The organism is Streptomyces venezuelae (assembly GCF_008642315.1).
Taxonomy (GTDB): domain Bacteria; phylum Actinomycetota; class Actinomycetes; order Streptomycetales; family Streptomycetaceae; genus Streptomyces; species Streptomyces venezuelae_D.
The window spans coordinates 6,626,063-6,649,465 of record NZ_CP029192.1 but is presented as its reverse complement, the minus strand read 5'-3'; the positions used below and the strand labels follow the sequence as shown (position 1 = coordinate 6,649,465).

The 23,403-nt window shown below is 71.7% G+C and carries 19 protein-coding genes; 8 read left to right on the top strand and 11 right to left on the bottom strand.

Annotated features, from left to right (window positions below; genetic code table 11):
* Nucleotides 1–13: 13 nt before the first annotated feature.
* From DEJ48_RS29215 to DEJ48_RS29185, 7 genes are all read right to left on the bottom strand, one after another.
* Nucleotides 14–241 (bottom strand): hypothetical protein, encoded by a 228-nt coding sequence (locus tag DEJ48_RS29215; protein ID WP_150219193.1) that lies wholly within the window; start codon nt 239–241, stop codon nt 14–16.
* 101 nt (nt 242–342) lie between these two features.
* Nucleotides 343–1,176 (bottom strand): carbohydrate ABC transporter permease, encoded by an 834-nt coding sequence (locus tag DEJ48_RS29210; RefSeq protein ID WP_150219192.1) that lies wholly within the window; start codon nt 1,174–1,176, stop codon nt 343–345.
* Nucleotides 1,173–2,132, bottom strand: a complete 960-nt coding sequence (locus DEJ48_RS29205) for a carbohydrate ABC transporter permease (protein WP_150221469.1) — start codon at nt 2,130–2,132, stop codon at nt 1,173–1,175. Before DEJ48_RS29205 ends, DEJ48_RS29210 begins: the two co-directional genes overlap by 4 nt.
* Nucleotides 2,133–2,202: 70 nt before the next feature.
* On the bottom strand, nt 2,203–3,504 hold the full coding sequence (locus DEJ48_RS29200) for a sugar ABC transporter substrate-binding protein (RefSeq protein WP_150219191.1): 1,302 nt from the start codon (nt 3,502–3,504) through the stop codon (nt 2,203–2,205).
* A gap of 288 nt (nt 3,505–3,792) precedes the next feature.
* Nucleotides 3,793–5,253: a glutamate synthase subunit beta gene (locus DEJ48_RS29195; protein ID WP_150219190.1), complete on the bottom strand. Its 1,461-nt coding sequence runs from the start codon at nt 5,251–5,253 to the stop codon at nt 3,793–3,795.
* Nucleotides 5,246–9,820: a glutamate synthase large subunit gene (gene gltB / locus DEJ48_RS29190; protein WP_150219189.1), complete on the bottom strand. Its 4,575-nt coding sequence runs from the start codon at nt 9,818–9,820 to the stop codon at nt 5,246–5,248. The genes DEJ48_RS29195 and gltB overlap by 8 nt, the downstream gene beginning before the upstream one ends.
* 307 nt (nt 9,821–10,127) lie before the next feature.
* Nucleotides 10,128–10,859 carry a VIT1/CCC1 transporter family protein gene (locus DEJ48_RS29185; protein ID WP_150219188.1) on the bottom strand — a complete coding sequence of 244 codons (732 nt, stop codon included), beginning with the start codon at nt 10,857–10,859 and terminating at the stop codon, nt 10,128–10,130.
* Nucleotides 10,860–11,153: 294 nt separating this feature from the next.
* On the opposite strand from DEJ48_RS29185, the gene DEJ48_RS29180 reads away from it, so the two are divergent.
* The 8 genes from DEJ48_RS29180 to DEJ48_RS29150 are packed head-to-tail and all read left to right on the top strand — an operon-like array spanning nt 11,154 to nt 19,143.
* Complete coding sequence (locus DEJ48_RS29180) at nt 11,154–12,161, top strand: ADP-ribosylglycohydrolase family protein (RefSeq protein WP_150219187.1); 1,008 nt, start codon at nt 11,154–11,156, stop codon at nt 12,159–12,161.
* Nucleotides 12,158–13,537 carry an ADP-ribosylglycohydrolase family protein gene (locus tag DEJ48_RS29175; RefSeq protein WP_411757493.1) on the top strand — a complete coding sequence of 460 codons (1,380 nt, stop codon included), beginning with the start codon at nt 12,158–12,160 and terminating at the stop codon, nt 13,535–13,537. Before DEJ48_RS29180 ends, DEJ48_RS29175 begins: the two co-directional genes overlap by 4 nt.
* Nucleotides 13,485–14,699: an ADP-ribosylglycohydrolase family protein gene (locus DEJ48_RS29170; protein WP_190538072.1), complete on the top strand. Its 1,215-nt coding sequence runs from the start codon at nt 13,485–13,487 to the stop codon at nt 14,697–14,699. Before DEJ48_RS29175 ends, DEJ48_RS29170 begins: the two co-directional genes overlap by 53 nt.
* Complete coding sequence (locus DEJ48_RS29165; RefSeq protein ID WP_150219185.1) at nt 14,696–16,057, top strand: ADP-ribosylglycohydrolase family protein; 1,362 nt, start codon at nt 14,696–14,698, stop codon at nt 16,055–16,057. The genes DEJ48_RS29170 and DEJ48_RS29165 overlap by 4 nt, the downstream gene beginning before the upstream one ends.
* Nucleotides 16,054–16,965 carry a ribokinase gene (gene rbsK / locus DEJ48_RS29160; RefSeq protein WP_150219184.1) on the top strand — a complete coding sequence of 304 codons (912 nt, stop codon included), beginning with the start codon at nt 16,054–16,056 and terminating at the stop codon, nt 16,963–16,965. The genes DEJ48_RS29165 and rbsK overlap by 4 nt, the downstream gene beginning before the upstream one ends.
* Nucleotides 16,962–18,170: a CaiB/BaiF CoA transferase family protein gene (locus tag DEJ48_RS29155; protein ID WP_150219183.1), complete on the top strand. Its 1,209-nt coding sequence runs from the start codon at nt 16,962–16,964 to the stop codon at nt 18,168–18,170. The genes rbsK and DEJ48_RS29155 overlap by 4 nt, the downstream gene beginning before the upstream one ends.
* A complete protein-coding gene (locus DEJ48_RS39865; RefSeq protein WP_190537667.1) occupies nt 18,167–18,313 on the top strand; it encodes a hypothetical protein in 147 nt (48 codons plus the stop codon). Before DEJ48_RS29155 ends, DEJ48_RS39865 begins: the two co-directional genes overlap by 4 nt.
* Nucleotides 18,310–19,143: an HpcH/HpaI aldolase/citrate lyase family protein gene (locus tag DEJ48_RS29150; protein WP_150219182.1), complete on the top strand. Its 834-nt coding sequence runs from the start codon at nt 18,310–18,312 to the stop codon at nt 19,141–19,143. Before DEJ48_RS39865 ends, DEJ48_RS29150 begins: the two co-directional genes overlap by 4 nt.
* Nucleotides 19,144–19,225: 82 nt before the next feature.
* On the opposite strand, the gene lgt is transcribed toward DEJ48_RS29150, so the two are convergent.
* The 4 genes from lgt to trpB all read right to left on the bottom strand — a co-directional run bounded on the left by lgt (nt 19,226) and on the right by trpB (nt 23,286).
* Nucleotides 19,226–20,233, bottom strand: a complete 1,008-nt coding sequence (gene lgt, locus DEJ48_RS29145) for a prolipoprotein diacylglyceryl transferase (protein WP_150219181.1) — start codon at nt 20,231–20,233, stop codon at nt 19,226–19,228.
* Between the two features lie 97 nt (nt 20,234–20,330).
* Nucleotides 20,331–21,110 (bottom strand): DsbA family protein, encoded by a 780-nt coding sequence (locus DEJ48_RS29140; protein WP_150219180.1) that lies wholly within the window; start codon nt 21,108–21,110, stop codon nt 20,331–20,333.
* Nucleotides 21,111–21,187: 77 nt separating this feature from the next.
* A complete protein-coding gene (gene trpA / locus DEJ48_RS29135; protein WP_150219179.1) occupies nt 21,188–22,003 on the bottom strand; it encodes a tryptophan synthase subunit alpha in 816 nt (271 codons plus the stop codon).
* Nucleotides 22,000–23,286, bottom strand: a complete 1,287-nt coding sequence (trpB, locus tag DEJ48_RS29130) for a tryptophan synthase subunit beta (RefSeq protein ID WP_150219178.1) — start codon at nt 23,284–23,286, stop codon at nt 22,000–22,002. The genes trpA and trpB overlap by 4 nt, the downstream gene beginning before the upstream one ends.
* Between the last annotated feature and the right edge of the window lie 117 nt (nt 23,287–23,403).

The following is a 23,403-nucleotide window of genomic DNA, read 5'->3' as shown; positions in this document are numbered from 1 at the left end:
TCGCGTTGCCCGGCTAGCGGAAGAGGATGCGGCGGACAGGGCCGCGGGCGAGGGCGGGCACGAGTTTGAGTGCCTCCTCGGCCGCCTCGCTGAGTCCCGCGGCGCGGCTCTCGCGCTGCCGCTCCAGTGCGTCGGCCAGCACCGCGAGCTGCTGGGGGGCCAGCCGCTCGAAGGCCGGTGGTGGCGCGTCACGCAGTGCGGAGCCGAGTCGCTCGTACGGTGCCCGTGCTTCGGTGCTCACTTCGCCTCCCGGAAGGGCGTGTCGGCCGGGTACGGAACCAGAGAGTGGCGCCGCTTTGACTAATAGTCAATAGCGGCGCCACTCCGGCGGCGGAGCATGCCTCAGCCCTTGACCGCTCCCGCCGCCAGGCCCGAGCCGAGCTTCCGGTGGACGATCACGAAGAAGATCATCACCGGCACGGTCACCAGCGTGGAGCTGGCCATGACCGGACCCCAGGCCGTGGAGTTCTCACCGAAGAACTGGTAGATGCCCACGGCCGCCGTGTACTTGTCGCTGCCCTTCATGAACGTGTACGCGAACACGAACTCGTTCCACGCCGTGATGAACGCGAAGATGGACGTGGCGACGAGCCCCGGGGCGACCAGGGGCAGCAGCACCGACCAGAACATCCGCGGCCAGGACGCCCCGTCGATGTACGCGGCCTCCTCGACCTCCTTGGGGACGGTGGCGACGAAGCCGCGCAGCGTCCAGATCGCGAAGGGGAGCGAGAGGGCGATGTAGACGATGCTCAGGCCGAGCAGGGAGTTGAGCATGTCGTAGTCCCGCATCTGGATGAAGAGCGGGATGACGAGCGCCTCCAGCGGCACCATCTGCACGATCAGGATCATGATCAGCACGGAGGTGCGGAAGCGGAACTTGAACCGGGCCACCGCGATGGCGGCGAAGAGCGAGAGCAGCGCGGCCGCGACGATCGTGGTGAGGCCGACGATCGCCGAGTTCATCAGGTACGTGCCGAAGTTGCCCTTGTCGAAGACGAACTCGAAGTGCTCGAAGCTGATGCCGCTGGGCAGGACGTCCGAGCCGCGCAGCGACGCCTTCGGGTCGAGCGCCGTGGAGACCATCCAGTAGACCGGGAACAGGGTGAAGAGGAGGAGCCCGACGACCGCGGCCGGCAGGCCGATGCGCGAGGCGAGCGTGGTGCGGCGGGTCGTCACAGGTCCTCCTCCCCCTGGCGGAACAGCGTGCGGATGTAGACGACGGTGATGATCAGGAGCAGCACGGTCAGCAGGACCGCGGCCGCGGCGCCCGTGCCGTAGTCGTTCTTGGCGAAGGCCTGGATGTACGAGAAGACGCCCAGGTTGTAGACCTCTTCGTTGGAGCCGTCGCCGCCGGGTTGCAGGTACACCTGGGTGAAGACCTTGAAGTCCCAGATCGTGGAGAGGATGGTCACCACGAGGAAGACGGGCTTGATGGTCGGCACGGTGATGTTCCAGAACCGCTGCCAGGCGTTGGCACCGTCCAGTTCCCCGGCTTCGTAGAGCTCCTTGGGGATCGTCAGCAGTCCCGCGAAGACGGTGATGGCGACGAACGGGAAACCGTGGTGGATGACGTTGAGCGTGGCGATGGCATAGAACGGGACGCGCTCGGTGAACCAGTTGGTGGTCTCCGGGTCGATCAGGCCGACCGATCCCGCGATCTGGCTGACCATGCCGTCCTGCGGCTGGAAGAGCCAGATCCACACGTACGTGCCCGTCACCGCCGGCATGGCCCAGGCGGCGAGGATCGCGATGGAGCAGATCATCCGCCAGGTGGCGCCGAGGCGGTTGAGGAGCAGTGCGACGAGGGTGCCGAGCGCGACGGTGAGGCCGACGCAGGCGAAGGCGAAGAAGACGGTGTTGGGCAGGACGGTCTTCCACAGCAGGCTGCTGGTGAGCAGGTCGCTGTAGTGGTCGAAGCCGGTGAACGTGGCCTCGCCGCCGCCGAACTTGACCTTGTAGTCCTGCAGGGAGAGTTTGCCGACCTGGATCAGCGGCCACAGGAGCAGGCCCGCGAGGACCACGAGGGAGGGCGCGAGGAGGAGCCAGGGGCGGGTGAGGGTGATGAGCTTCTTGCGACGGCGGGCCGATTCGGCGGCGCCGTCGGGCTGCCGGGGGCCGCGGGGGGCCGGGATCTTCTTCGGCCCCCCGCTGACGAGCGTGTCTTTCACGGTAAGTCCTTCACAGTGCCGAACTCGCCCTTTTCTACTCGTCCTTGGCGAAGATCGCGTCCATGTCCTTGGCCGCCTTGTCCGCGGCTTCCTTCACGGACGCCTTGCCGGTGAGGATCGACTGGACCATGCCGGGGATGACCTTGGAGGCCTGGATCTCGCCGTACGACTTCGTCTTCGGGACGGTCGCGCCGGCTTCCAGCATCTGCTTGGCGAAGGGCTCGACGAGCGGGTCCTTCTTCGCCTCGATCTTCTTCAGTTCGGAGTTCTGGCCGGGGAAGTAGTTGGTCTCCTCGGCCCACTTGGCGGCGAACTCGCCGGTGGTCAGCATCTTCACGAACTCCCAGGCGAGGTCCTTCTTGTCCGTGTTGAAGGTGGACAGGTAGGAGCCGCCGAGGAACGACTTGCTCATGCCGCCGTTCTGGCCCGGGATCGGCACCGCGCCGAGCTTGCCCTTGAGGTCCGGGTTGTTGTCGACGATGGCCTTCGGCGTCCAGTTGCCGCCGATGGCCATGGCGATCTCACCCTTGTTCCAGGCGTCGCCGACCTCCTTCTCGGTCCAGGTGTTGACCTTGGCCGGGGAGACCTTGTCCTTGGTGGCGAGGCCCGTGTAGAACTCGATGCCCTTGATGGCGTCGGGCGAGTTGATGCCTGACTTCCACTTGCCGCCGGACTCGGTGGCGAGTTCACCGCCCGCGCCCCAGATGAAGGGGGCCGCGAACATCTCCGCGCCGCCCGCCACCGGGAAGGAGACGAGCTTCGGCTCCTTCTCCTTGAGCGTCTTGGCGGTCTCCTGGAGCTCCTTCCACGTGGTCGGGGGCTTCAGGTCGTGCTTCTCGAAGATGTCCTTGCGGTAGACGATCGAGCGGACGCCCGCGTACCAGGGCATGCCGTACTGCTTGCCGTCGAGCGTGCCCGCGTCCTTGAGGCCCTCGACGAGGTCGTCGTTCAGGCCGGACTTCTTCACTTCGTCCGTGACGTCGACGAGGGCGTCGGTCTCGGCGAACTGCGGCACCCAGGTGGTGCCGACCTCGGCGACGTCGGGCACCTGGTCCGCGCCGCCCTCGATGGCGGTCGTGAACTTCTTCTGGGCGCTGGCCCACTGCTGGTACTCGACCTTGATCTTGGCGCCGGTCTTCTTGGTGAAGGCCTTCTCGGCCTCCTCGAAGAAGGGGCGCGCGTCGGGGTTGGTCCCCTCCATGATCCACACGGTGAGGGTCTTGCCCTTGCCGTCGGTGGCCTTGTCGCCCGAGTCGCCGTCATCCCCACCGCACGCCGTGGCGGTCAGTCCGAGACTCATGGCGATACAACCAGCGGCGATGACACGTCGATTCATGCCGGCCCCCTCCAGGTTCCGATTGGTGGGAGCGATTGTGGTCACACCAGACGGGGGCGGTCTAGACCCATTGGTATAAGCGGCCGAACCGTAATGAGGGTTGCGGGTGACGCAACATACGCTCATAGCATTGCGCACCACGCAACGCTCTGGTCGCACAAACAGCCCCAAACGCCACGACGCCCGCCTCGGGTCCGGTCGGGGACGAGGCGGGCGTCGCTCAGTTCCGTACGCCGTTGTACGGGACGTATATGGGGTCGTACGGGATCAACCGTACGGGGTGGTCCGTCAGACCGTCAGGGCGCGGTCCGTGGGGCGGATCGGGGCCGGCAGGTCGCTGGCGCCGGTGAGGAAGCGGTCCACGCCGCGCGCCGCCGAGCGGCCCTCGGCGATCGCCCAGACGATGAGCGACTGGCCGCGGCCCGCGTCACCGGCGACGAAGACACCGGGGACGTTCGTCTGGAACTCGCCGTCGCGCGCGACGTTGCCGCGCTCGTCGAGCTCCAGGGCGAACTGGTCCACGAGGCCGTTCTCGCGGTCGGTGCCGGTGAAGCCCATCGCGAGGGTGACGAGCTGCGCGGGGATCTTCCGCTCGGTGCCGGGCTTCGGGGTCGGCCTGCCCTCGATGAACTCCACCTCGACGAGGTGCAGCGCCTGGACGTTGCCGTCCTCGTCGCCCTCGAAGTGGGTGGTGTTGACGGCGTAGACCCGCTCACCGCCCTCCTCGTGCGCGGAGGTGACCTTGTACAGCATGGGGAAGGTCGGCCACGGCTGGTGCGGGGCACGGTCCTCGCCCGGCTTCGGCATGATCTCCAGCTGCGTCACGGAGGCCGCGCCCTGGCGGTGGGCGGTGCCCACGCAGTCGGCGCCCGTGTCGCCGCCGCCGATGACGACGACGTGCTTGCCCTCGGCGGAGACGGGTGTGGTGACGTAGTCGCCCTCCTGGACCTTGTTGGCCAGGGGCAGGTACTCCATCGCCTGGTAGATGCCCTTGAGCTCACGGCCGGGGACGGGCAGGTCGCGGGCTGTGGTGGAGCCGGCGGCGATGACCACCGCGTCGTAGCGCCTGCGGAGCTTCGCCGCGTCGATGTCGCGGCCGATCTCCACGCCGGTGCGGAACTTGGTGCCCTCCGCGCGCATCTGCTCGATGCGGCGGTTGATGTGCCGCTTCTCCATCTTGAACTCGGGGATGCCGTAGCGGAGCAGGCCGCCGATGCGGTCGGCGCGCTCGTACACGGCGACGGTGTGGCCCGCCCGGGTCAGCTGCTGGGCGGCGGCGAGACCCGCCGGGCCCGAGCCGATGACGGCGACGGTCTTGCCGGAGAGCCGCTCGGGCGCCTGCGGCTTGACGTCGTTGGCGTCCCACGCCTTGTCGATGATGGAGACTTCGACGTTCTTGATGGTGACGGCCGGCTGGTTGATGCCGAGCACGCACGCCGACTCGCAGGGCGCCGGGCAGAGCCGACCCGTGAACTCCGGGAAGTTGTTCGTGGCGTGCAGGCGCTCGGAGGCCGCCGACCAGTCCTCGCGGTACGCGTAGTCGTTCCACTCCGGGATCAGGTTCCCGAGCGGGCAGCCGTTGTGGCAGAACGGGATGCCGCAGTCCATGCAGCGCGAGGCCTGCTTGGAGATGATCGGGAGGAGCGAGCCGGGAACGTAGACCTCGTTCCAGTCCTGGACGCGCTCGCCGACCGGGCGGGTCTGCGCGACCTCGCGGCCGTGGTTAAGGAAGCCCTTGGGATCAGCCATTGGTCGCCGCCTCCATCATCTTCTCGGTGATCTCGGTCTCGGAGAGACCGGCTCGCTCGGCGGCGTCCTTGGCGGCGAGCACTGCCTTGTACGTACTGGGGATGATCCTGCTGAAGCGATCCACCGCGGTGTCCCACTCGGCCAGGAGCTTCTCGGCGACGGTCGAGCCCGTCTCCTCCTGGTGGCGGCGCACGACGTCGTGCAGCCACTGCTTGTCGGTCTCGTCAAGGGGTTCGACGGCCGCCAGGTTCCCGGCGTTGACGTTGTCGCGGTCGAGGTCGATCACGTACGCGATGCCGCCCGACATGCCGGCCGCGAAGTTGCGGCCCGTCTCGCCGAGGACCACCGCGTGGCCGCCGGTCATGTACTCGCAGCCGTGGTCGCCCACGCCCTCCGAGACCACGGTCGCACCCGAGTTGCGGACGCAGAAGCGCTCACCGGTGCGGCCGCGCAGGAACAGCTCGCCGCCGGTCGCGCCGTACGCGATGGTGTTGCCCGCGATCGTCGAGTACTCGGCGAGGTGGTCGGCGCCCCGGTCCGGGCGGACGATGATCCGGCCGCCGGACAGGCCCTTGCCGACGTAGTCGTTGGCGTCGCCCTCCAGGCGCAGCGTCACACCGCGCGGCACGAACGCGCCGAAGGACTGGCCCGCCGAGCCGGTGAAGGTGATGTCGACGGTGTCGTCGGGCAGGCCCGCGCCGCCGAACTTCTTCGTCACCTCGTGGCCGAGCATGGTGCCGACCGTGCGGTTGATGTTGCGGATGGCGACCTGCGCGCGGACCGGGTGGGCGTCCGTCGCGCTGGACGCGGCGAGGGCGTCGGCGGCGAGCTTGATCAGCTCGTTGTCGAGCGCCTTCTCCAGGCCGTGGTCCTGGACGGTGACCTGGTGCCGGACGGCGCCCGCGGGCAGCGCGGGCACGTGGAACAGCGGCTCCAGGTCGAGGCCCTGCGCCTTCCAGTGGCTGACGGCCTTCTCGGTGTCGAGGAGCTCGGCGTGGCCGACGGCCTCCTCGATGGAGCGGAAGCCGAGCTCGGCGAGGAGCTCGCGGACCTCTTCGGCGATGAACTCGAAGAAGTTGACGATGTACTCGGCCTTGCCGGAGAAGCGCTCGCGCAGCGCCGGGTTCTGCGTGGCGATGCCGACCGGGCAGGTGTCCAGGTGGCAGACGCGCATCATGACGCAGCCGGAGACGACGAGCGGCGCGGTCGCGAAACCGAACTCCTCGGCGCCGAGCAGCGCGGCGATGACGACGTCGCGGCCGGTCTTCAGCTGGCCGTCGGTCTGCACGACGATGCGGTCGCGCAGGCCGTTGAGCAGCAGGGTCTGCTGGGTCTCGGCGAGGCCGAGCTCCCAGGGGCCGCCCGCGTGCTTCAGCGAGGTCAGCGGGGAGGCGCCGGTGCCGCCGTCGTGGCCGGAGATGAGCACCACGTCGGCGTGGGCCTTGGAGACGCCCGCGGCGACCGTGCCGACGCCGACCTCGGAGACCAGCTTCACGTGAATCCGCGCCTGCGGGTTCGCGTTCTTCAGGTCGTGGATCAGCTGGGCGAGGTCCTCGATGGAGTAGATGTCGTGGTGCGGCGGCGGCGAGATGAGGCCGACGCCGGGCGTCGAGTGACGCGTCTTGGCGACCCACGGGTAGACCTTGTGGCCGGGCAACTGGCCGCCCTCGCCGGGCTTGGCGCCCTGCGCCATCTTGATCTGGATGTCGTCGGCGTTGACGAGGTACTCGCTGGTCACGCCGAAGCGGCCGGAGGCGACCTGCTTGATGGAGGAGCGGCGCGCCGGGTCGTACAGGCGCTCCGGGTCCTCGCCCCCCTCACCGGTGTTGGACTTGCCGCCCAGCTGGTTCATGGCGATGGCGAGGGTCTCGTGCGCCTCGCGGGAGATCGAGCCGTACGACATGGCGCCGGTCGAGAACCGCTTGACGATCTCCGAGACGGGCTCGACCTCGTCGATGGAGATCGGCTGGCGGCCCGACTTGAAGCCGAAGAGCCCGCGGAGCGTCATCAGGCGCTCGGACTGCTCGTTCACGCGGCCCGTGTACTGCTTGAAGATGTCGTAGCGGCGACCGCGCGTGGAGTGCTGGAGGCGGAAGACCGTCTCCGGGTCGAACAGGTGCGGCTCGCCCTCGCGGCGCCACTGGTACTCGCCGCCGATCTCCAGCGCGCGGTGCGCGGAGGGGACGCCGGAGGCCGGGTAGGCCTTGGCGTGCCGGGCGGCGACCTCCTGGGCGACGACGTCGAGTCCGGCGCCGCCGATCTTCGTCGTCGTACCGCTGAAGTACCGCTCCACGAAGGACGCTTCGAGACCGACGGCCTCGAAGACCTGCGCGCCGCGGTAGGAGGCGACGGTCGAGATGCCCATCTTGGACATGACCTTCAGGACGCCCTTGCCGAGGGCGTGGATCAGGTTGCGGATGGCCTGCTCGGCGCCGCCGTCGACGGACTCGAGGAACGTGCCCGCGCGGACGAGGTCCTCGACGGACTCCATCGCGAGGTAGGGGTTGACGGCCGCGGCGCCGTAGCCGATGAGGAGGGCCACGTGGTGGACCTCGCGGACGTCGCCCGCCTCGACGAGCAGACCCACCTCGGTGCGCTGCTTGGTGCGGATGAGGTGGTGGTGGACGGCCGCGGTGAGCAGCAGCGACGGGATCGGCGCGTGCTCGGCGTCGGAGTGCCGGTCGGAGAGCACGATCAGGCGGGCGCCGGCCTCGATGGCGGCGTCGGCCTCGGTGCAGATCTCGTCGATGCGGGCGGCGAGGGCGTCGCCGCCGCCGCCGACGCGGTAGAGGCCGGAGAGCGTCGCGGCCTTCATGCCGGGCATGTCGCCGTCGGCGTTGATGTGGATGAGCTTGGCGAGCTCGTCGTTGTCGATCACCGGGAAGGGCAGGGTGACCGAGCGACAGGAGGCCGCCGTCGGGTCGAGCAGGTTGCCCTGCGGGCCCAGCGAGCTGTGCAGCGAGGTGACGAGCTCTTCACGGATGGCGTCCAGCGGCGGGTTGGTGACCTGCGCGAACAGCTGCGTGAAGTAGTCGAAGATCAGCCGCGGGCGGGCGGAGAGGGCCGCGATGGGGGTGTCCGTGCCCATGGAGCCGAGCGGCTCGCCGCCGGTCTTGGCCATCGGCGCGAGGATGATGCGGAGCTCTTCCTCGGTGTAGCCGAAGGTCTGCTGGCGGCGCGTGACGGAGGCGTGCGTGTGCACGATGTGCTCGCGCTCGGGCAGGTCGGACAGCTCGATCTCGCCGGCTTCCAGCCACTCCTGGTACGGCTTCTCGGCGGCGAGGCCCGCCTTGATCTCGTCGTCCTCGACGATGCGGTGCTCGGCGGTGTCGACGAGGAACATGCGGCCGGGCTGGAGGCGGCCCTTGCGGACGACCTTCGCGGGGTCGATGTCGAGGACGCCGACCTCGGAGCCGAGGACGACGAGGCCGTCGTCGGTGACCCAGTAGCGGCCGGGGCGCAGACCGTTGCGGTCGAGAACGGCACCGACCTGCGTGCCGTCGGTGAAGGTGACGCAGGCGGGGCCGTCCCAGGGCTCCATCATCGTGGAGTGGTACTGGTAGAAGGCGCGGCGCGCCGGGTCCATGGAGGCGTGGTTCTCCCAGGCCTCCGGGATCATCATCAGGACCGAGTGCGGAAGCGAACGGCCGCCGAGGTGGAGGAGTTCGAGCACCTCGTCGAAGGACGCGGAGTCGGAGGCGTCGGGCGTGCAGATCGGGAAGATCCGCTCCAGCTTCTCGTTTCCGAAGAGCTCCGAGGCCAGCTGCGACTCGCGGGCCCGCATCCAGTTGCGGTTGCCCTTGACGGTGTTGATCTCGCCGTTGTGCGCGACGAAGCGGTACGGGTGCGCGAGCGGCCAGCTCGGGAACGTGTTCGTCGAGAAGCGGGAGTGGACGAGCGCGACGGCCGTGGCGAAACGGCGGTCGGACAGGTCGGGGAAGAACGGCTCCAGCTGGCCGGTGGTCAGCATGCCCTTGTAGACGATGGTGCGGGACGACAGGGAGGGGAAGTACGTCCCCGCCTCGCGCTCGGCGCGCTTGCGCAGCACGAACGCCTTGCGGTCCAGCTCCAGGCCCTCGGTGTCGCCGTCGGCGACGAAGATCTGCCGGAAGACGGGCATCGTCGAGCGGGCGGTGGCGCCGAGGAGTTCGGGGGCGACGGGCACGTCGCGCCAGCCGAGGACGGTCAGGCCCTCTTCGGAGGCGATCGTCTCGATCTGTGAGACGGCGCCGTCCGTGGTTCCGGCGGTGTCGACCGGCAGGAAGGCGATGCCGACGGCGTAGGCGCCGGCCGCGGGCAGCTCGAATCCGGCCACCTCGCGCAGGAAGGCGTCGGGAACCTGGAGCAGGATGCCCGCGCCGTCACCCGAGTCCGGCTCGGAGCCGGTGGCGCCGCGGTGCTCGAGATTGCGCAGTACGGTCAGCGCCTGTTCGACCAGTTCATGGCTGGGCACACCGGTCAGGGTGGCCACGAATCCGACACCGCAGGCGTCGTGTTCGTTGCGGGGGTCGTACATGCCCTGGGGGGCGGGGCGACCGTCCATGGGCGACCAGGCGTGGGTACGCATCGGCACTCCCGTCGTCGTCGGGGCAACTACATGTGGCAAGGGACGACGTTGGCCCTGGCAAAATTTCGTGCAGATTACATGATGGAACGCTTCTCGAAAAGCGGATAGCTGATTCCACCATGTGGACACCGCTCGTGAAGGTGGGAGCGGTACGAGGGGGACCTCTGCGGGCAGATCCATGACCGAAGGCCCGGCGCGGCACAGGCCTCATTGCCCGCAGCGCTTACGGCTCATGCCCCGTGATCACGGTGTCGAAACCGTCGAGTAACGACTACTTATGCAAGGTCCCGCATAGGCCTGCAATGGCTCATCCTACGGCGGTACCGAACAGGCTGCCCAGGACGTACGTCACACCGGCGGCCGCCCCGCCGAGCGCGAGCTGCCGCAGACCGCTGAACCACCAGGACCTCGCGGTCACCTTGGCCACCACGGCACCGCAGGCGAAGAGCCCGATGAGCGCGAGCAGCAGGGCGGGCCAGAGCACGGTGGCGCCCAGCAGATACGGCAGTACGGGGAGCAGGGCACCCAGCGCGAACGAGCCGAAGGACGACACCGCGGCGACGGTCGGCGAGGGCAGGTCGCCCGGGTCGATGCCGAGCTCCTCGCGGGCGTGGATCTCCAGGGCCTGCTCGGGGTCCTTGGACAGCTGGCGGGCGACCTCGCGGGCCAGGCCGGGCTCGACGCCGCGCGACACGTACAGCTCGGCGAGCTCCCGCTCCTCGTCCTGAGGGTGCTTGCGCAGCTCGCGCCGCTCCACGTCCAGCTCGGCCTGGACGAGCTCGCGCTGCGAGGCCACGGAGGTGTACTCGCCCGCGGCCATGGAGAAGGCGCCTGCGGCGAGCCCGGCCAGCCCGGTGATGACGATGGTCTGCTGCGAGACGGCGCCGCCGGCCACGCCGGTCATCAGCGCGAGGTTGGAGACGAGGCCGTCCATCGCGCCGAAGACCGCCGGGCGCAGCCAGCCGCCGTTCACATCGCGGTGGGTGTGGTTGTCGCGGTGCGCCTCGTGCAGTGCCGCTTCGGTCTCGATGATCGCCATGGTGAGCCCCCTCGTACGTGTTGGACGACCTCGAAAGTACGCGCGAAAAAAATCTCCCGCCAGCAAGGAAGGCCGTACTTACCTGCGAAAACGCGCCGCGGACGAGGGGCGGACGAGGCGGCCAAGGGTCCACCCGGGCACCTCGTTCCGCACCCCCGGGAGGCGCGAAGGGGTGATCTGAGCTCAGGCATGCTCTTTTGAGCGCCCGGCGTGGCAGAGATGCTCCAAGCACCGCTTCCAGCGGTCCGCCCTCAGTCGGCGGCCGCCGCGGTCCGCACCCAAGGGAGGCACGGCATGGCGTCCACCGCATGCGTTCCCTCGGTCCCGGCGCCAGGTGACGCCGACGACCTCCGCGAGCGGGCGCGCGGCGCGCTGCTCGGCCTCGCGGTCGGCGACGCGCTCGGCGCGCCCGCCGAGAACATGAAACCGTCCGAGATCCGCCGCCGCTGGGGCCGCATCACGGGATACGTCGCCGAACACCCGGCGGGCACGGACGACACGGAGTACGCGATCTTCTCCGGCCTGCTCCTCGCCCGGCACGGGTCGGCGCTCACGGTCGCGCACGTCGAGAAGGCGTGGCACCAGTGGATCGCGGACCTGGACGAGGGCCCGTTCCGCGGCGCGGGCTTCAGCGAACGCGGCACCCTGGAGAACCTGCGCAGGGGCCTCGCCGCGCCGATCTCCGCCCAGCACCGGCACGCGTGGAGCGACGGTCTCGCGATGCGGGCCGCGCCCTTCGGCGTCTTCGCCGCGGGCGACCCGCACGAAGCGGCCCGCCTGGTCGCGATCGACGGCTCCGTCAGCCATGACGGCGAGGGGATCTACGGTGGCCGGGCGGTGGCGGCGGGGGTCGCCGCGGCCATGACGGGCGCCCCGGTGGAGGCGGTGGTGGCGGCGGCCCTCGCGGTCATCCCCGAGGACTCCTGGACATCCCGCTCCCTGCGCCGCGCGGTGGCGGTCGCCGACCGCGGCGAACGCGCGGTGCGCTCCGCGGTGGTCATCGGCGGCTACCCCTGGACGGACCTCGCGCCGGAGGCGGTCGGGCTCGCCTTCGGGGCGTACGCGGTGGCGCGCGGGGACTTCGGCGACGCGGTGCTCTGCGCGGTGAACATGGGCCGGGACGCGGACACGACGGCGGCGGTGGCGGGCGCGCTCTCCGGCGCGACGTGCGGCGCCTCGGCGATCCCCCTTGCTTGGTCGACGGCGATCGCCGCGGCGCGGGGCACGTGCTTGCCGTCGATGAGGGGCCACCACGTACTGGACGTGGCGGACCTCTTGACCCCGGACGGAGAGACACGGTGAACGGCCGGCCTGCCGCCGCGACCCCCTCCCCTCTCGGCGGCACCGCCGCTACCACCGCGGCCGGGCAAGCCGCCACCCCTGTGGGCAGGCGTGCCGCAGGGCGATGGGGGTCCCCCCTGCGCGAGCGCGGCCGAGAGCTTGGGGGAGGGTGGGCACAGCCCCCGGTGCCGGCTGCGACATACGGGAGCGCCCCGGAACGCAACGGCTCCCACGCCGAAGCGCTACTGCTGGGCCTGGCCGCGGGCGACGCCGCAGGGTGGCCCGCAGCCCGCCACAGGGCATCCCGCATGCCCGAGTGGACACGGCGACTCACCCGCGAGCTCGACACCTTCGCCGAGCAGAACGCCACGACCACCCTCCCCGTCCCCATCGCCCTGAACCAGCCCCCGGAACCCCTCCGCCTCGGCCCCTCCGACGACGCGGAATGGGCGGCGTTCACCGCGGAGTCCGTACTCCGCGCCGGACCGGGCAACGACCACCTGGACGTACGGACCGCGCTCGACCTCGCCTGGACCACCCTCGCCGCCGAGATCGCCGCCGCCGCGGACCGCGCCCCCGAGGTCGAGTCCGCCGTGCTCCCCCTGCGCGCCCGCATCTCCGTCCGCGCCGGTCTCGGCAACCTCGCCACGGGCCTGCGCCCGCCCGCCACCGGTCACGACAACCCGCACTACTTCGACGACGCGGCCTGCGTACGGGCCTGCGTGCTCGCCCTGGTCCACCCCGGCGACCCCGAACGGGCCGCCGGTCTCGCGGAGTTCGACGCCCGCTACACCCAGGACGGCGACGGTGTGCACGGCGCCCGCGCCATGGCCGCCGCGGTCGCCGCCGCGCTCGGCGGCGCCGACGTCGACACCGCCGTGGACCGCGCGCTCGACCAGCTCCCGGAGCACACGGAGATCGGCAGGAACGCCCGGCACGCCGTGAAGACGGCCCGCGCCCAGCCGGAGGAGGACGGCGCCTTCGCCCTCGTACCGTTCCTGGAGCACCAGATCGTCGACCACGTCTACAGCTACGGCATCGCCGCCGCCGAGACCGTGCCGGTCGCCCTCGCCCTGGCCACCGCGGCGCGCGGCCGCATCGGCGAGGCGGTGCCCGCCGCCGCGTGCCTGTCGCGCGTCGCGGACTCCGCGCCCGCGCTGGCCGGGGCGCTGACCGGCGTCCTCGGCACGGCGGCCGCGATCCCCGCCGCCTGGCGCGACGCCTGCCGCGCCCTGTCGGGCTGCGCGCTCCCCCGGCTCGCCGGCACCGACCTGGTGGAACTCGCCGGGCGCCTCGCAGACGCGGAACGGGCCACCCCAGGTGGACAATCCCGACATGACGTCCATGACAACCAAATCGACCTCACCGGTTCCGGCGGACACGACGGCGCACCCTGAGCCCTCGCTGTCCGACCGCGTCACGGGCTGCCTCGTCGGCGCCGCCGTCGGCGACGCGCTCGGCGGCCCCGTCGAGGGGTACGCGCCCGAGCAGATCGCCGAGCGGCACGGCGGCCGCGTGCACGGCATCGTCGGCCCCTGGAACGGCGACGACTGGCGCACCGCCCGGCCCATCGCGCCGTACCACAAGGGCGACGGACACGTCACCGACGACACCTTGATGACGCACGCGCTGGTCCGCGTGTACGCGACCGTCCGCGACCACCTCGACGCCTACGCCGTGGCCGACCACCTGGTCCCCGACCTGATGACGACCCCGCGCTGGATCCCGGAGCTGGAGGCCGACGCGCTGCCCCTGCACCGGATCTTCCTCGCCGAGAAGTGGCTCGTGGCCCGGCTCCACTACGGCCACGTCGACCCGCGGGAGGCCGGGGCCGGGAACATCGTCAACTGCGGTGCGGCGATGTACATGGCGCCGGTCGGCCTGGTCAACGCCGCCGACCCGAGGGCCGCGTACGGCGAGGCCCTCGACGTCGCGGGCGCCCACCAGTCGTCGTACGGCAGGGAGGCGGCCGGCGTCTTCGCGGCGGCGGTCGCGGCGGCCTGCACGCCGGGCGCCACCCCGGAGTCGGTGGTGGAGGCATGCCTCGCCCTCGCCAAGGACGGCACGCGCGCCGCGATCGAGGCGGTGGCCGAAGTCGCCGTGCGGCACCGGGAGTTCGAGACGGCGCTGGCCCCCGTCCGCGCCGCCGTCGCCCCCTTCGACACCGTCGGCCCGGACTACCGCGCCCCGTCCCTCGGCGCCCGCCGCCCCTCCCGGCTGCACTCCATCGAGGAGCTCCCCGTCGCCCTCGGCATGCTCCTGGTCGGCGGGTCCGACTACCGCCGCACGGTGCTCGGGTCCGTCAACTACGGCCGCGACTGCGACTCCATCGCGACGATGAGCGGCGCGATCGTGGGCGCGCTGCACGGCGAGGAGGCGGTGCCCGACGACTGGTCCGTGCGGGTCGCCGAGGCCAGCCGCCTCGACCTGCGCGCACCGGCGGCGGCCCTGACCGAGGTGGCGCGGGAGATCTTCGCCCGTGACACCGGGCGGCGCCGCGCCCACGAGGCGGCCTTCGCGGCCCTGACGGCCGGCGCCCCCGCGGGGGCCGAACGGTGATCCGCCTGACCTGGGTCCAGCCGGAGGACCTCGTCGGCCACGAGCTGCGCCAGGCGGAGCTGGAGGGGCGCGACGTGGCGGCGGTGCGCTGCCGCTGGCTGACGGCGGGCGGCGAGAGGGCCCCGGCGACCGCGGGCGCGTCCCCGGCTCCGGCACCGGCCCGCCTCCGCCTCCTCGCCGAGCGGCTCCTGGACGAGCTGCGCCCTCCCCCGTGGCACGGCGGGCCGGACATCCCCGTGCCGAACGCCGAACCCGGACCCGGCCCCACGGCCGGGGCGTCGGAGGCGGCCGGACTGCGCGACCGCCTGCACGCCGCCTGGCTCGGCAGGGCCGCGGGCTGCCTCCTCGGCAAACCCGTGGAGAAGCTCCCCCTCGACGGCATCCGAAGCCTCGCCAAGGCCACCGGCAACTGGCCGCTCACCACCTGGTTCACGGAGCGCGGCGTCCCGCCGAGGCTCAAGGCCGCGTACCCCTGGAACCGCCGCTCCGCGCCGACCTCCCTCGCCGAGAACATCGACGGCATGCCCGAGGACGACGACCTCAACTTCCCGCTCCTCAACCTCGTCCTGCTCCAGCGCCACGGCAAGGGCTTCACCACCGACGACGTGGCGCGGCTCTGGCTCGACGAACTCCCCGCCGGCCGCACCTTCACCGCCGAACGCGTCGCCTACCGCAACCTTCTCCAGGGCATCGAGCCCCCGCACACCGCCACCCACCGCAATCCGTTCCGCGAGTGGATCGGCGCCCTGATCCGCGCCGACGTGCACGGCTGGACCAACCCCGGGGCGCCCGGCGCGGCCGCCGGACAGGCCCGCCGCGACGCCGTGCTCAGCCACACGGAGAACGGCGTGTACGGCGCCATGTTCACCGCGGCCACGATCGCGGCGGCGGCGGGCGGCCGCGCCGACGTCCACGCCTGCCTGGACGCGGGCCTCTCCGTCGTACCGGCCGAGTCGCGGCTGGCCCACGCGGTCCGCCACGCAGTCCGACTCGCGCACGACACCGCGGACTTCGACGACGTCGTGGACGACCTCCACGCCCGCCACGGCACCCACCACTGGGTCCACGTCGTCCCCAACGCCGCCCTGCTCGCCGCCGCGCTCACCCACGCCGACGGCGACTTCACCGGCTCCATCACCCGCGCGGTGTCCGGCGGCTGGGACACCGACTCCAACGGCGCGACCGCGGGCTCCGTCGCCGGGCTGCTCGCCGGCCGCGCCGACGCGCTCCCCGACCGGTGGACGGCGCCCCTCAAGAACCGGCTCGCCACCTCCGTGGGCGACTTCAACGGCATCGGCTTCGACGCCCTGGCAGACCTCACCACCGAACTCTCCACACGGGAGGCACCCCCCTCATGACCCCCACGCCCCACATCGCCGTCCTCGGCAGCGCCAACATGGATCTCGTCGCGTACGTCACCGAGGCACCGCGGCGCGGCGAGACCGTGACGGGCCGCGAGTTCCGCACCGTCCCCGGCGGCAAGGGCGCCAACCAGGCCGTCGCGGCGGCCCGCGCGGGCGCCACCGTCTCGATGATCGGAGCCGTCGGCAACGACGCGTACGGCGCGCAGCTCAGGTCCGCCCTCGAACACTCCGGCATCGAGACCGACTCCCTGCGCACCGTCGAGGCGCCCACCGGCACCGCGCACATCGTCGTCGACGACGAGGGCGGCAACGCGATCGTCGTGATCCCCGGCGCCAACGGCACCGTCACCGCGCTCGCCCCCGGCGACGAGGGCCTGATCGCCTCCGCCGACGCGCTGATGCTTCAGCTGGAGGTGCCGCTCGACGGGGTGCTCGCCGCCGCGCGGGCCGCCCGGAGCCACGGCGTCCGTACCATCCTCACGCCCGCACCCGCCCAGCCCCTGCCGCCCGAACTCCTCGCCGCGGTCGACCTGTTGCTCCCCAACGAACACGAGGCCGCCACCCTCACCGGCATCGCCGACGACCCGCACGCCGCCGCGCGCGCACTGCTCTCCCAGGTGCCCGAGGTCGTCGTCACCCTCGGCTCGCGCGGCAGCCTGTACGCCTCGCGCGACACCGAGCCCGTGACGGTGCCCGCCCGACAGGTCGCGGCGGTCGACACCACGGGCGCGGGCGACACGTTCGCGGGCGCGCTCGCCGTGGCGCTCGCCGAGGGCAACTCCGTTGCGGAGGCGCTGGGTTGGGCGTCCGCGGCGGCGGCACTCTCGGTACAGCGCCCGGGGGCATCGGCGTCCATGCCGTGCCGCAAGGAGATCGACGACGAGGCAGGCACGACATCATGACCACCCATACGGCCCCCGAACCCGCCCCTCTCACCGGGCTCCGCGTCCTCGACCTCGCCACGCTCTTCGCGGGCCCCCTCGCCGCCACGATGCTCGGCGACTTCGGCGCGGAGGTCATCAAGGTCGAACACCCCACGCGCCCCGACCCCTCCCGAGGCCACGGCCCCTCCAAGGACGGCGTCGGCCTGTGGTGGAAGCTGCTGGGCCGCAACAAGCGCACGACGACCCTCGACCTGTCCACGCCCGGCGGCCGCGCCACCCTGCTGCGCCTGGCCGCCACCAGCGACGTGATCGTCGAGAACTTCCGCCCCGGCACGCTGGAGAAGTGGGGACTGGGCTGGGAGGAGCTGAGCGCGGCCAACCCGCGCCTCGTCCTCGCCCGCGTCACCGGGTTCGGCCAGTTCGGCCCGTACTCGCGCCGTCCCGGCTTCGGCACGCTCGCCGAGGCCATGAGCGGCTTCGCGGCGATCACGGGTGAGCCGGACGGGCCGCCGACCCTGCCGCCGTTCGGCCTCGCCGACTCGATCGCGGGCCTCGCGACGGCGTACGCGGTGATGACGGCCCTCGCCGCCCGCGACCGCACCGGCGAGGGCCAGGTGGTCGACATGGCGATCATCGAGCCGATCCTCACGGTCCTCGGCCCGCAGCCGCTCTGGTACGACCAGCTGGGCCACGTACAGCCCCGCACCGGCAACCGCTCCACCAACAACGCGCCGCGCAACACCTACCGCACGGCGGACGACAAGTGGGTCGCCGTCTCCACCTCGGCCCAGTCGATCGCGGAACGGCTCATGCGTCTGGTCGGGCGCCCGGACCTGATCGCGGAGCCGTGGTTCGCGACGGGGGCGGAGCGGGCCCGCCACGCGGACGTCCTGGACGGGGCGGTCGGCGCGTGGATCGCGCAGCACAGCCGCGCCGAGGTGATCGAGGCCTTCGAGGCGGCGGAGGCGGCGGTCGCCCCCATCCAGGACGTACGCGAGGTCATGGCCGATCCCCAGTACGCGGCCCTCGACACCCTCACGACGGTCGACGACCCGGAACTCGGCCCCCTGCGCATGCAGAACGTCCTCTTCCGCCTCTCCGCGACCCCCGGCGCGATCCACTGGGCCGGCCGCCCCCACGGCGCCGACACGGAAGCGGTCCTCACGGAACTGGGCCTGACCCCCGACGACATCACCACCCTCCGCAAGGAGGGCGCCCTATGACCACCCCCTCCCCGCACGCCAGGCCGCACGCCCCCGATGACCACCCCGAGACGACCACCAGGGCCGACCGCGCAAGGGCCGACGCAAAGGCCGCCGCACCGAACAACACCACCGCCCCACCCCGCAAGGAGGGCGCCCCATGACCACCCCCTCCCCCCTCACCTGGCTCTACGCCCCCGGCGACCGCCCCGACGTCGTCGCCAAGGCCCTCCTCGCAGGGGCCGACGCCGTCATCGTCGACCTGGAGGACGCCGTCGCCCCCGACCGCAAGGAGTACGCACGCGCCGCGACCGTCGAGTTCCTCTCGTCGCCGCAGCCGCTGCCCGTCCACGTGCGCGTGAACGCCCTGGACGGGCCCCTCGCCGAGGCCGACCTGCGCGCCATCGCCCCGCTTCCGGGCGTGGCCGGGCTGCGGCTGCCCAAGGTCACCACCCGCGCCGAGGTCATCCGCGTCGCCGAACGCGCCGTCCCCGCCGACGGCGGCGCCCCCGCCCTGCACGCCCTCGTCGAGTCCGCACTCGGCCTGGAGCACGCCTTCGCCATCGCCACCGCGCACCCCGCCCTGCGCGGCATCTCCATCGGCGAGGCCGATCTCCGCGCCGACCTGGGCGTACGCGACGACACGGGCCTCGACTGGGCCCGCTCCCGCGTCGTGGTCGCCGCACGGGCGGCAGGTCTCGCGCCGCCCGCGCAGTCGGTCCACCCGGACATCCGCGACCTCGCCGGACTCGCCGCGTCCTGCGCCCGGGGCCGCACCCTCGGCTTCCTCGGCCGCGCGGCGATCCACCCGCGTCAGCTCCCCGTGATCGAGCGGGCCTACCTCCCCACCCCCGCGGAGATCGAGCGGGCGGAGGAGATCACCAAGGCGGCCGCGTCGGACGAGGGCGCCCTGGCCCTGCCGGACGGCCGCTTCGTGGACAAGGCGGTGGTGGAGGGGGCCCGGCGGGTCCTGGCACTGGCGCGCAGGAAGTGACCGTGTCGCGGCCGGGCCCGGGAACGCGAAGGGCCGCCGGATCACGTGATCCGGCGGCCCTTCGGCGTACGACCGATGAACGTCAGCTCTTCTTCGCCGACCCGGCTCCCTCGTCGGACGCCGCGGACTTGGCGTCGACCTTCGAAGCGTCGGCCTTGGCAGCGTCGGCCTCGGAGGACTTGTCCTCCGAAGACTTGGCCTCGGAGGACTTGTCCTCGGACTTCGTGAGCTTCGGGGAGTCCGTGGCGCTCCCGGCGGCCGACGCGGACGCCTCGTCCTCCGGCTCCACGATCTCCTCGCGCCCGGGGTGCTTCTTCGCCGACACCACGAGGTACGCGACCGCGAGCAGGAACACCACGATGGCGGTCCACACGTTCAGACGCAGGCCGAGCACGTGGTGCGCGTCGTCGACCCGCATGTACTCGATCCAGCCGCGCCCCGCGCAGTACGCGGCGACGTACAGCGCGAACGCCCGGCCGTGGCCGAGCTTGAAGCGGCGGTCGGCCCAGATCACCAGGGCGGCGACGCCGATGCACCACAGCGACTCGTACAGGAACGTCGGGTGGTACGTGCCGGGAACCCGGCCGTCCTCCGCCGACGTGATCTTGAGCGCCCAGGGAACGTCCGTGGCCTTGCCGTACAGCTCCTGGTTGAACCAGTTGCCCCACCGGCCGATGGCCTGAGCGAGGGCGATGCCCGGGGCCAGCGCGTCGGCCCAGGCCGGCAGCGGAATCCCGCGGCGGCGACAGCCGATCCACGCACCGACCGCGCCGAGCGCGATCGCGCCCCAGATGCCGAGGCCGCCCTCCCAGATCTTGAAGGCGTCCACCCAGTCACGGCCGTCGCTGAAGTACAGCTGGTAGTCCGTGATCACGTGGTAGAGGCGTCCGCCGACGAGGCCGAACGGCACGGCCCACACGGCGATGTCGGCCACGGTGCCTGACCGGCCCCCGCGAGCGATCCACCGCTTGTTGCCGAGCCAGACGGCTACGAAGACGCCGATGATGATGCAGAACGCGTAGCCGCGCAACGGGATGGGTCCTAGTTCGACCACACCGCGCGACGGACTGGGAATGAAGGCAAGGTCCATGACACGACCGACGCTACCGTGCCGGGCAGCGGGGGCGGCAACCGGTCCGGCTACGGGTCCATAACAGCCCGTGCCGTTCCGGTCGCCGCTCCGCGCGTCAGTTCCGGTTCGCCTCTTCGACCTTCTGCTTCAGTTTCTGCGGCGACAGCGGGTTGTTCTGGTCGCCGAAGATGTCCTTGCCGTTGAGCCGCACCGTGGGCGTGCCCCGCAGCTTCGCGTCCTGGAACGCCTTGTTGGACTTGTCGACCCAGCTGTCGTGCTTGCCGTCCTCGACGCACTTCTTGAAGGAGTCGCCGTCCAGGCCGTCCACCTGCCCGGCGAGCTCGATCAGCTTGCTGTTCTTGCTGAACGCGTCGTCCGTCTCGGCGGGCTGGTTCTTGAACAGCACGTCGTGGTACGGCAGGAACTTGCCCGCGTCCTGGGCGCAGGCCGCTGCGTTGGCCGCGCGCTTGGAGCCGCTGCCGCCCATGTTCCCGTCGATGAGCGTGGCCAGGTGATACTCGATCTTGAGCTGCCCCTTGTCGGCGAGCTCGTGGATCGTCGAGCGATAGCCGTCCTCGAAGCCCTTGCAGGCCGGGCAGCGGAAGTCCTCCCAGATGGTGAGGGTGGACTTGGCGCTGTCCTTGCCGACGGGGATCGCGGGCCCGTCCTTGTCACTCGCCCCCTCGGGCGCGACCACCGGGCCCGCCGTGTCGCTCTTGTCGTCGCCGGAATTGGCGGCGAGCAGCCCCACCACGGCGGCGAGTCCGAGGACGCCGACCACCGCGGCGCCCACGATCAGTGCCCGGCGCTGCTTCTCGCGCGCCTTCTGCCGATCTCGCTCTTCCGCCAGCCGCTCACGGGCCGATCGTTTTCCCTCACGGTTCTTCTCGCTCACACCCCGCCAAACGAACCGGGGAGGCACGAGCGTGCCTCCCCGGTCCATGTCCACCCGTACGAGTTACGGGCCTGTCGTCACGCCTTCCCGCGGACCCCGTCCGCGAGCTCACCGGCGAGCGCGCGCACGGCGGCGAGCCCGGCGGCCTCGTCCGGCGCGTCGAGCATCCGCTGCACGAACGCGGAGCCGACGATCACGCCGTCGGCGAAGCCAGCGACCTCGACGGCCTGGCGTGCGTTGGAGACGCCGAGGCCGACGCAGACCGGCAGTTCGGTGGTGGCCTTGGTGCGCCGCACCAGGTCCTGCGCCTGCGCGCCCACCGACTCACGGGTGCCGGTGACGCCCATCAGGGACGCCGCGTAGACGAAGCCGGAGCCCGCCGCGGTGATCGTGGCGAGCCGCTCGTCCTTGCTGCTCGGCGCGACGACGAAGACCGTCGCCAGGTCGTGCTTCTCGGCGTGCTCCCGCCACAGCGCGGACTCTTGGACGGGCAGGTCCGGCAGGATGCAGCCCGCGCCGCCCGCCTCGGCGAGCTCGGCGGTGAAGCGCTCCACGCCGTAGCGGTCGATCGGGTTCCAGTACGTCATGACGAGCACCGGCTTGCCGGTCGCCGCGTGGGCCTCGCGGACGGTGCGCATGACGTCGCGGATCTTGAGGCCGCCGCGCAGCGCGATGTCGTCGGCGGTCTGGATGACCGGGCCGTCGAGCACCGGGTCGGAGTGCGGCAGGCCGACCTCGACCACGTCGGCGCCGCCGTCGAAGACCGCCTTGACGGCCGCGATGCCGCCGTCGACGGTGGGGAAGCCCGCGGGCAGGTAGGCGATGAGGGCGGCGCGGCCCTCGGCCTTCGCGCCGGCGAGGGCGTCGTTCAACAGCTGGATGTTGCCGCTCACTTGGCGTCCCCCTCGATCTCCGCGCCGGTGCCGGGCTCGTCCGCCTCGACGACGGCGTCCGTGTCGTACAGGCCGAAGTAGCGTGCGGCCGTGTCCATGTCCTTGTCGCCCCGCCCGGACAGGTTGACGACGATCAGGCCGTCCTTGCCGAGCTCCTTGCCGACCTCCAGGGCGCCGGCGAGCGCGTGGGCGCTCTCGATGGCCGGGATGATGCCCTCGGTGCGCGACAGGAGGCGCAGGGCCTGCATCGCGGCGTCGTCGGTGACCGCGCGGTACTCGCCGCGGCCGCTGTCCTTCAGGTAGGCGTGCTCGGGGCCGATGCCGGGGTAGTCGAGTCCCGCGGAGATCGAGTAGGGCTCGGTGATCTGGCCCTCCTCGTCCTGGAGGACGTACGACCGCGACCCGTGCAGGATGCCGGGCTCGCCCGCCGTCAGGGTGGCCGCGTGCTCGCCGGTCTCCACGCCGTGCCCCGCGGGCTCGCAGCCGATCAGGCGCACGTCCGCGTCCGGGATGAAGGCGTGGAAGAGGCCGATGGCGTTGGATCCGCCGCCGACGCAGGCGACGGCGGCGTCGGGCAGGCGTCCCGCGCGCTCCAGGATCTGCCGCCTGGCCTCGACGCCGATGACGCGGTGGAAGTCGCGCACCATGGCGGGGAAGGGGTGCGGTCCCGCCACGGTCCCGAAGAGGTAGTGGGTGCGGTCGACGTTGGCGACCCAGTCGCGGAACGCCTCGTTGATGGCGTCCTTGAGGGTGCGGCTGCCGGACTTCACGGCGACGACCTCGGCGCCGAGCATCCGCATGCGGGCGACGTTGAGGGCCTGGCGCTGGGTGTCGATCTCGCCCATGTAGATGGTGCATTCGAGGCCGAAGAGCGCGCAGGCGGTGGCCGTGGCGACGCCGTGCTGGCCGGCGCCGGTCTCGGCGATGACGCGGGTCTTGCCCATGCGCTTGGTGAGCAGGGCCTGGCCGAGCACGTTGTTGATCTTGTGCGAGCCGGTGTGGTTCAGGTCCTCGCGCTTGAGGAAGACGCGGGCGCCGCCGGCGTGCGTCGCGAACCGGGGCACCTCGGTGAGGCTGCTGGGCCTGCCGGTGTAGTGCACGAGCAGGTCGTCGAGCTCGGCGGCGAAGGCGGGGTCGCTCTTGGCCTTGTCGTACTCGACGGCGACCTCGTCCACGGCGGCGACGAGGGCCTCCGGGATGAACGTGCCGCCGAACGCGCCGAAGTAGCCTTCGGCGCTGGGAATCCGACCCTCCGGGTCGGGGATGAAGTACTCGCTGGACATGACAGATCCTTGTCAGAGCTGACGATGCGGACGGGTGCTGGGCGCGCCTCTCACGGGCGCGAGGAACTGCGCGACAAGCCCACGACGGGCCGCGGTCGCGACGAAAACCCCGGCCGA

Coding starts and splice junctions, on each gene's coding strand:
- DEJ48_RS29185 (WP_150219188.1), bottom strand. CDS start 10,859: ATGGCGATCATCGAGACCGAAGCGGCACTGCACGAGGCGCACCGCGAC.
- trpB (WP_150219178.1), bottom strand. CDS start 23,286: ATGTCCAGCGAGTACTTCATCCCCGACCCGGAGGGTCGGATTCCCAGC.
- DEJ48_RS29180 (WP_150219187.1), top strand. CDS start 11,154: ATGGCGTCCACCGCATGCGTTCCCTCGGTCCCGGCGCCAGGTGACGCC.
- rbsK (WP_150219184.1), top strand. CDS start 16,054: ATGACCCCCACGCCCCACATCGCCGTCCTCGGCAGCGCCAACATGGAT.
- DEJ48_RS29200 (WP_150219191.1), bottom strand. CDS start 3,504: ATGAATCGACGTGTCATCGCCGCTGGTTGTATCGCCATGAGTCTCGGA.
- lgt (WP_150219181.1), bottom strand. CDS start 20,233: ATGGACCTTGCCTTCATTCCCAGTCCGTCGCGCGGTGTGGTCGAACTA.
- DEJ48_RS39865 (WP_190537667.1), top strand. CDS start 18,167: ATGACCACCCCCTCCCCGCACGCCAGGCCGCACGCCCCCGATGACCAC.
- DEJ48_RS29170 (WP_190538072.1), top strand. CDS start 13,485: ATGACAACCAAATCGACCTCACCGGTTCCGGCGGACACGACGGCGCAC.
- DEJ48_RS29150 (WP_150219182.1), top strand. CDS start 18,310: ATGACCACCCCCTCCCCCCTCACCTGGCTCTACGCCCCCGGCGACCGC.
- DEJ48_RS29195 (WP_150219190.1), bottom strand. CDS start 5,253: ATGGCTGATCCCAAGGGCTTCCTTAACCACGGCCGCGAGGTCGCGCAG.
- DEJ48_RS29155 (WP_150219183.1), top strand. CDS start 16,962: ATGACCACCCATACGGCCCCCGAACCCGCCCCTCTCACCGGGCTCCGC.
- gltB (WP_150219189.1), bottom strand. CDS start 9,820: ATGCGTACCCACGCCTGGTCGCCCATGGACGGTCGCCCCGCCCCCCAG.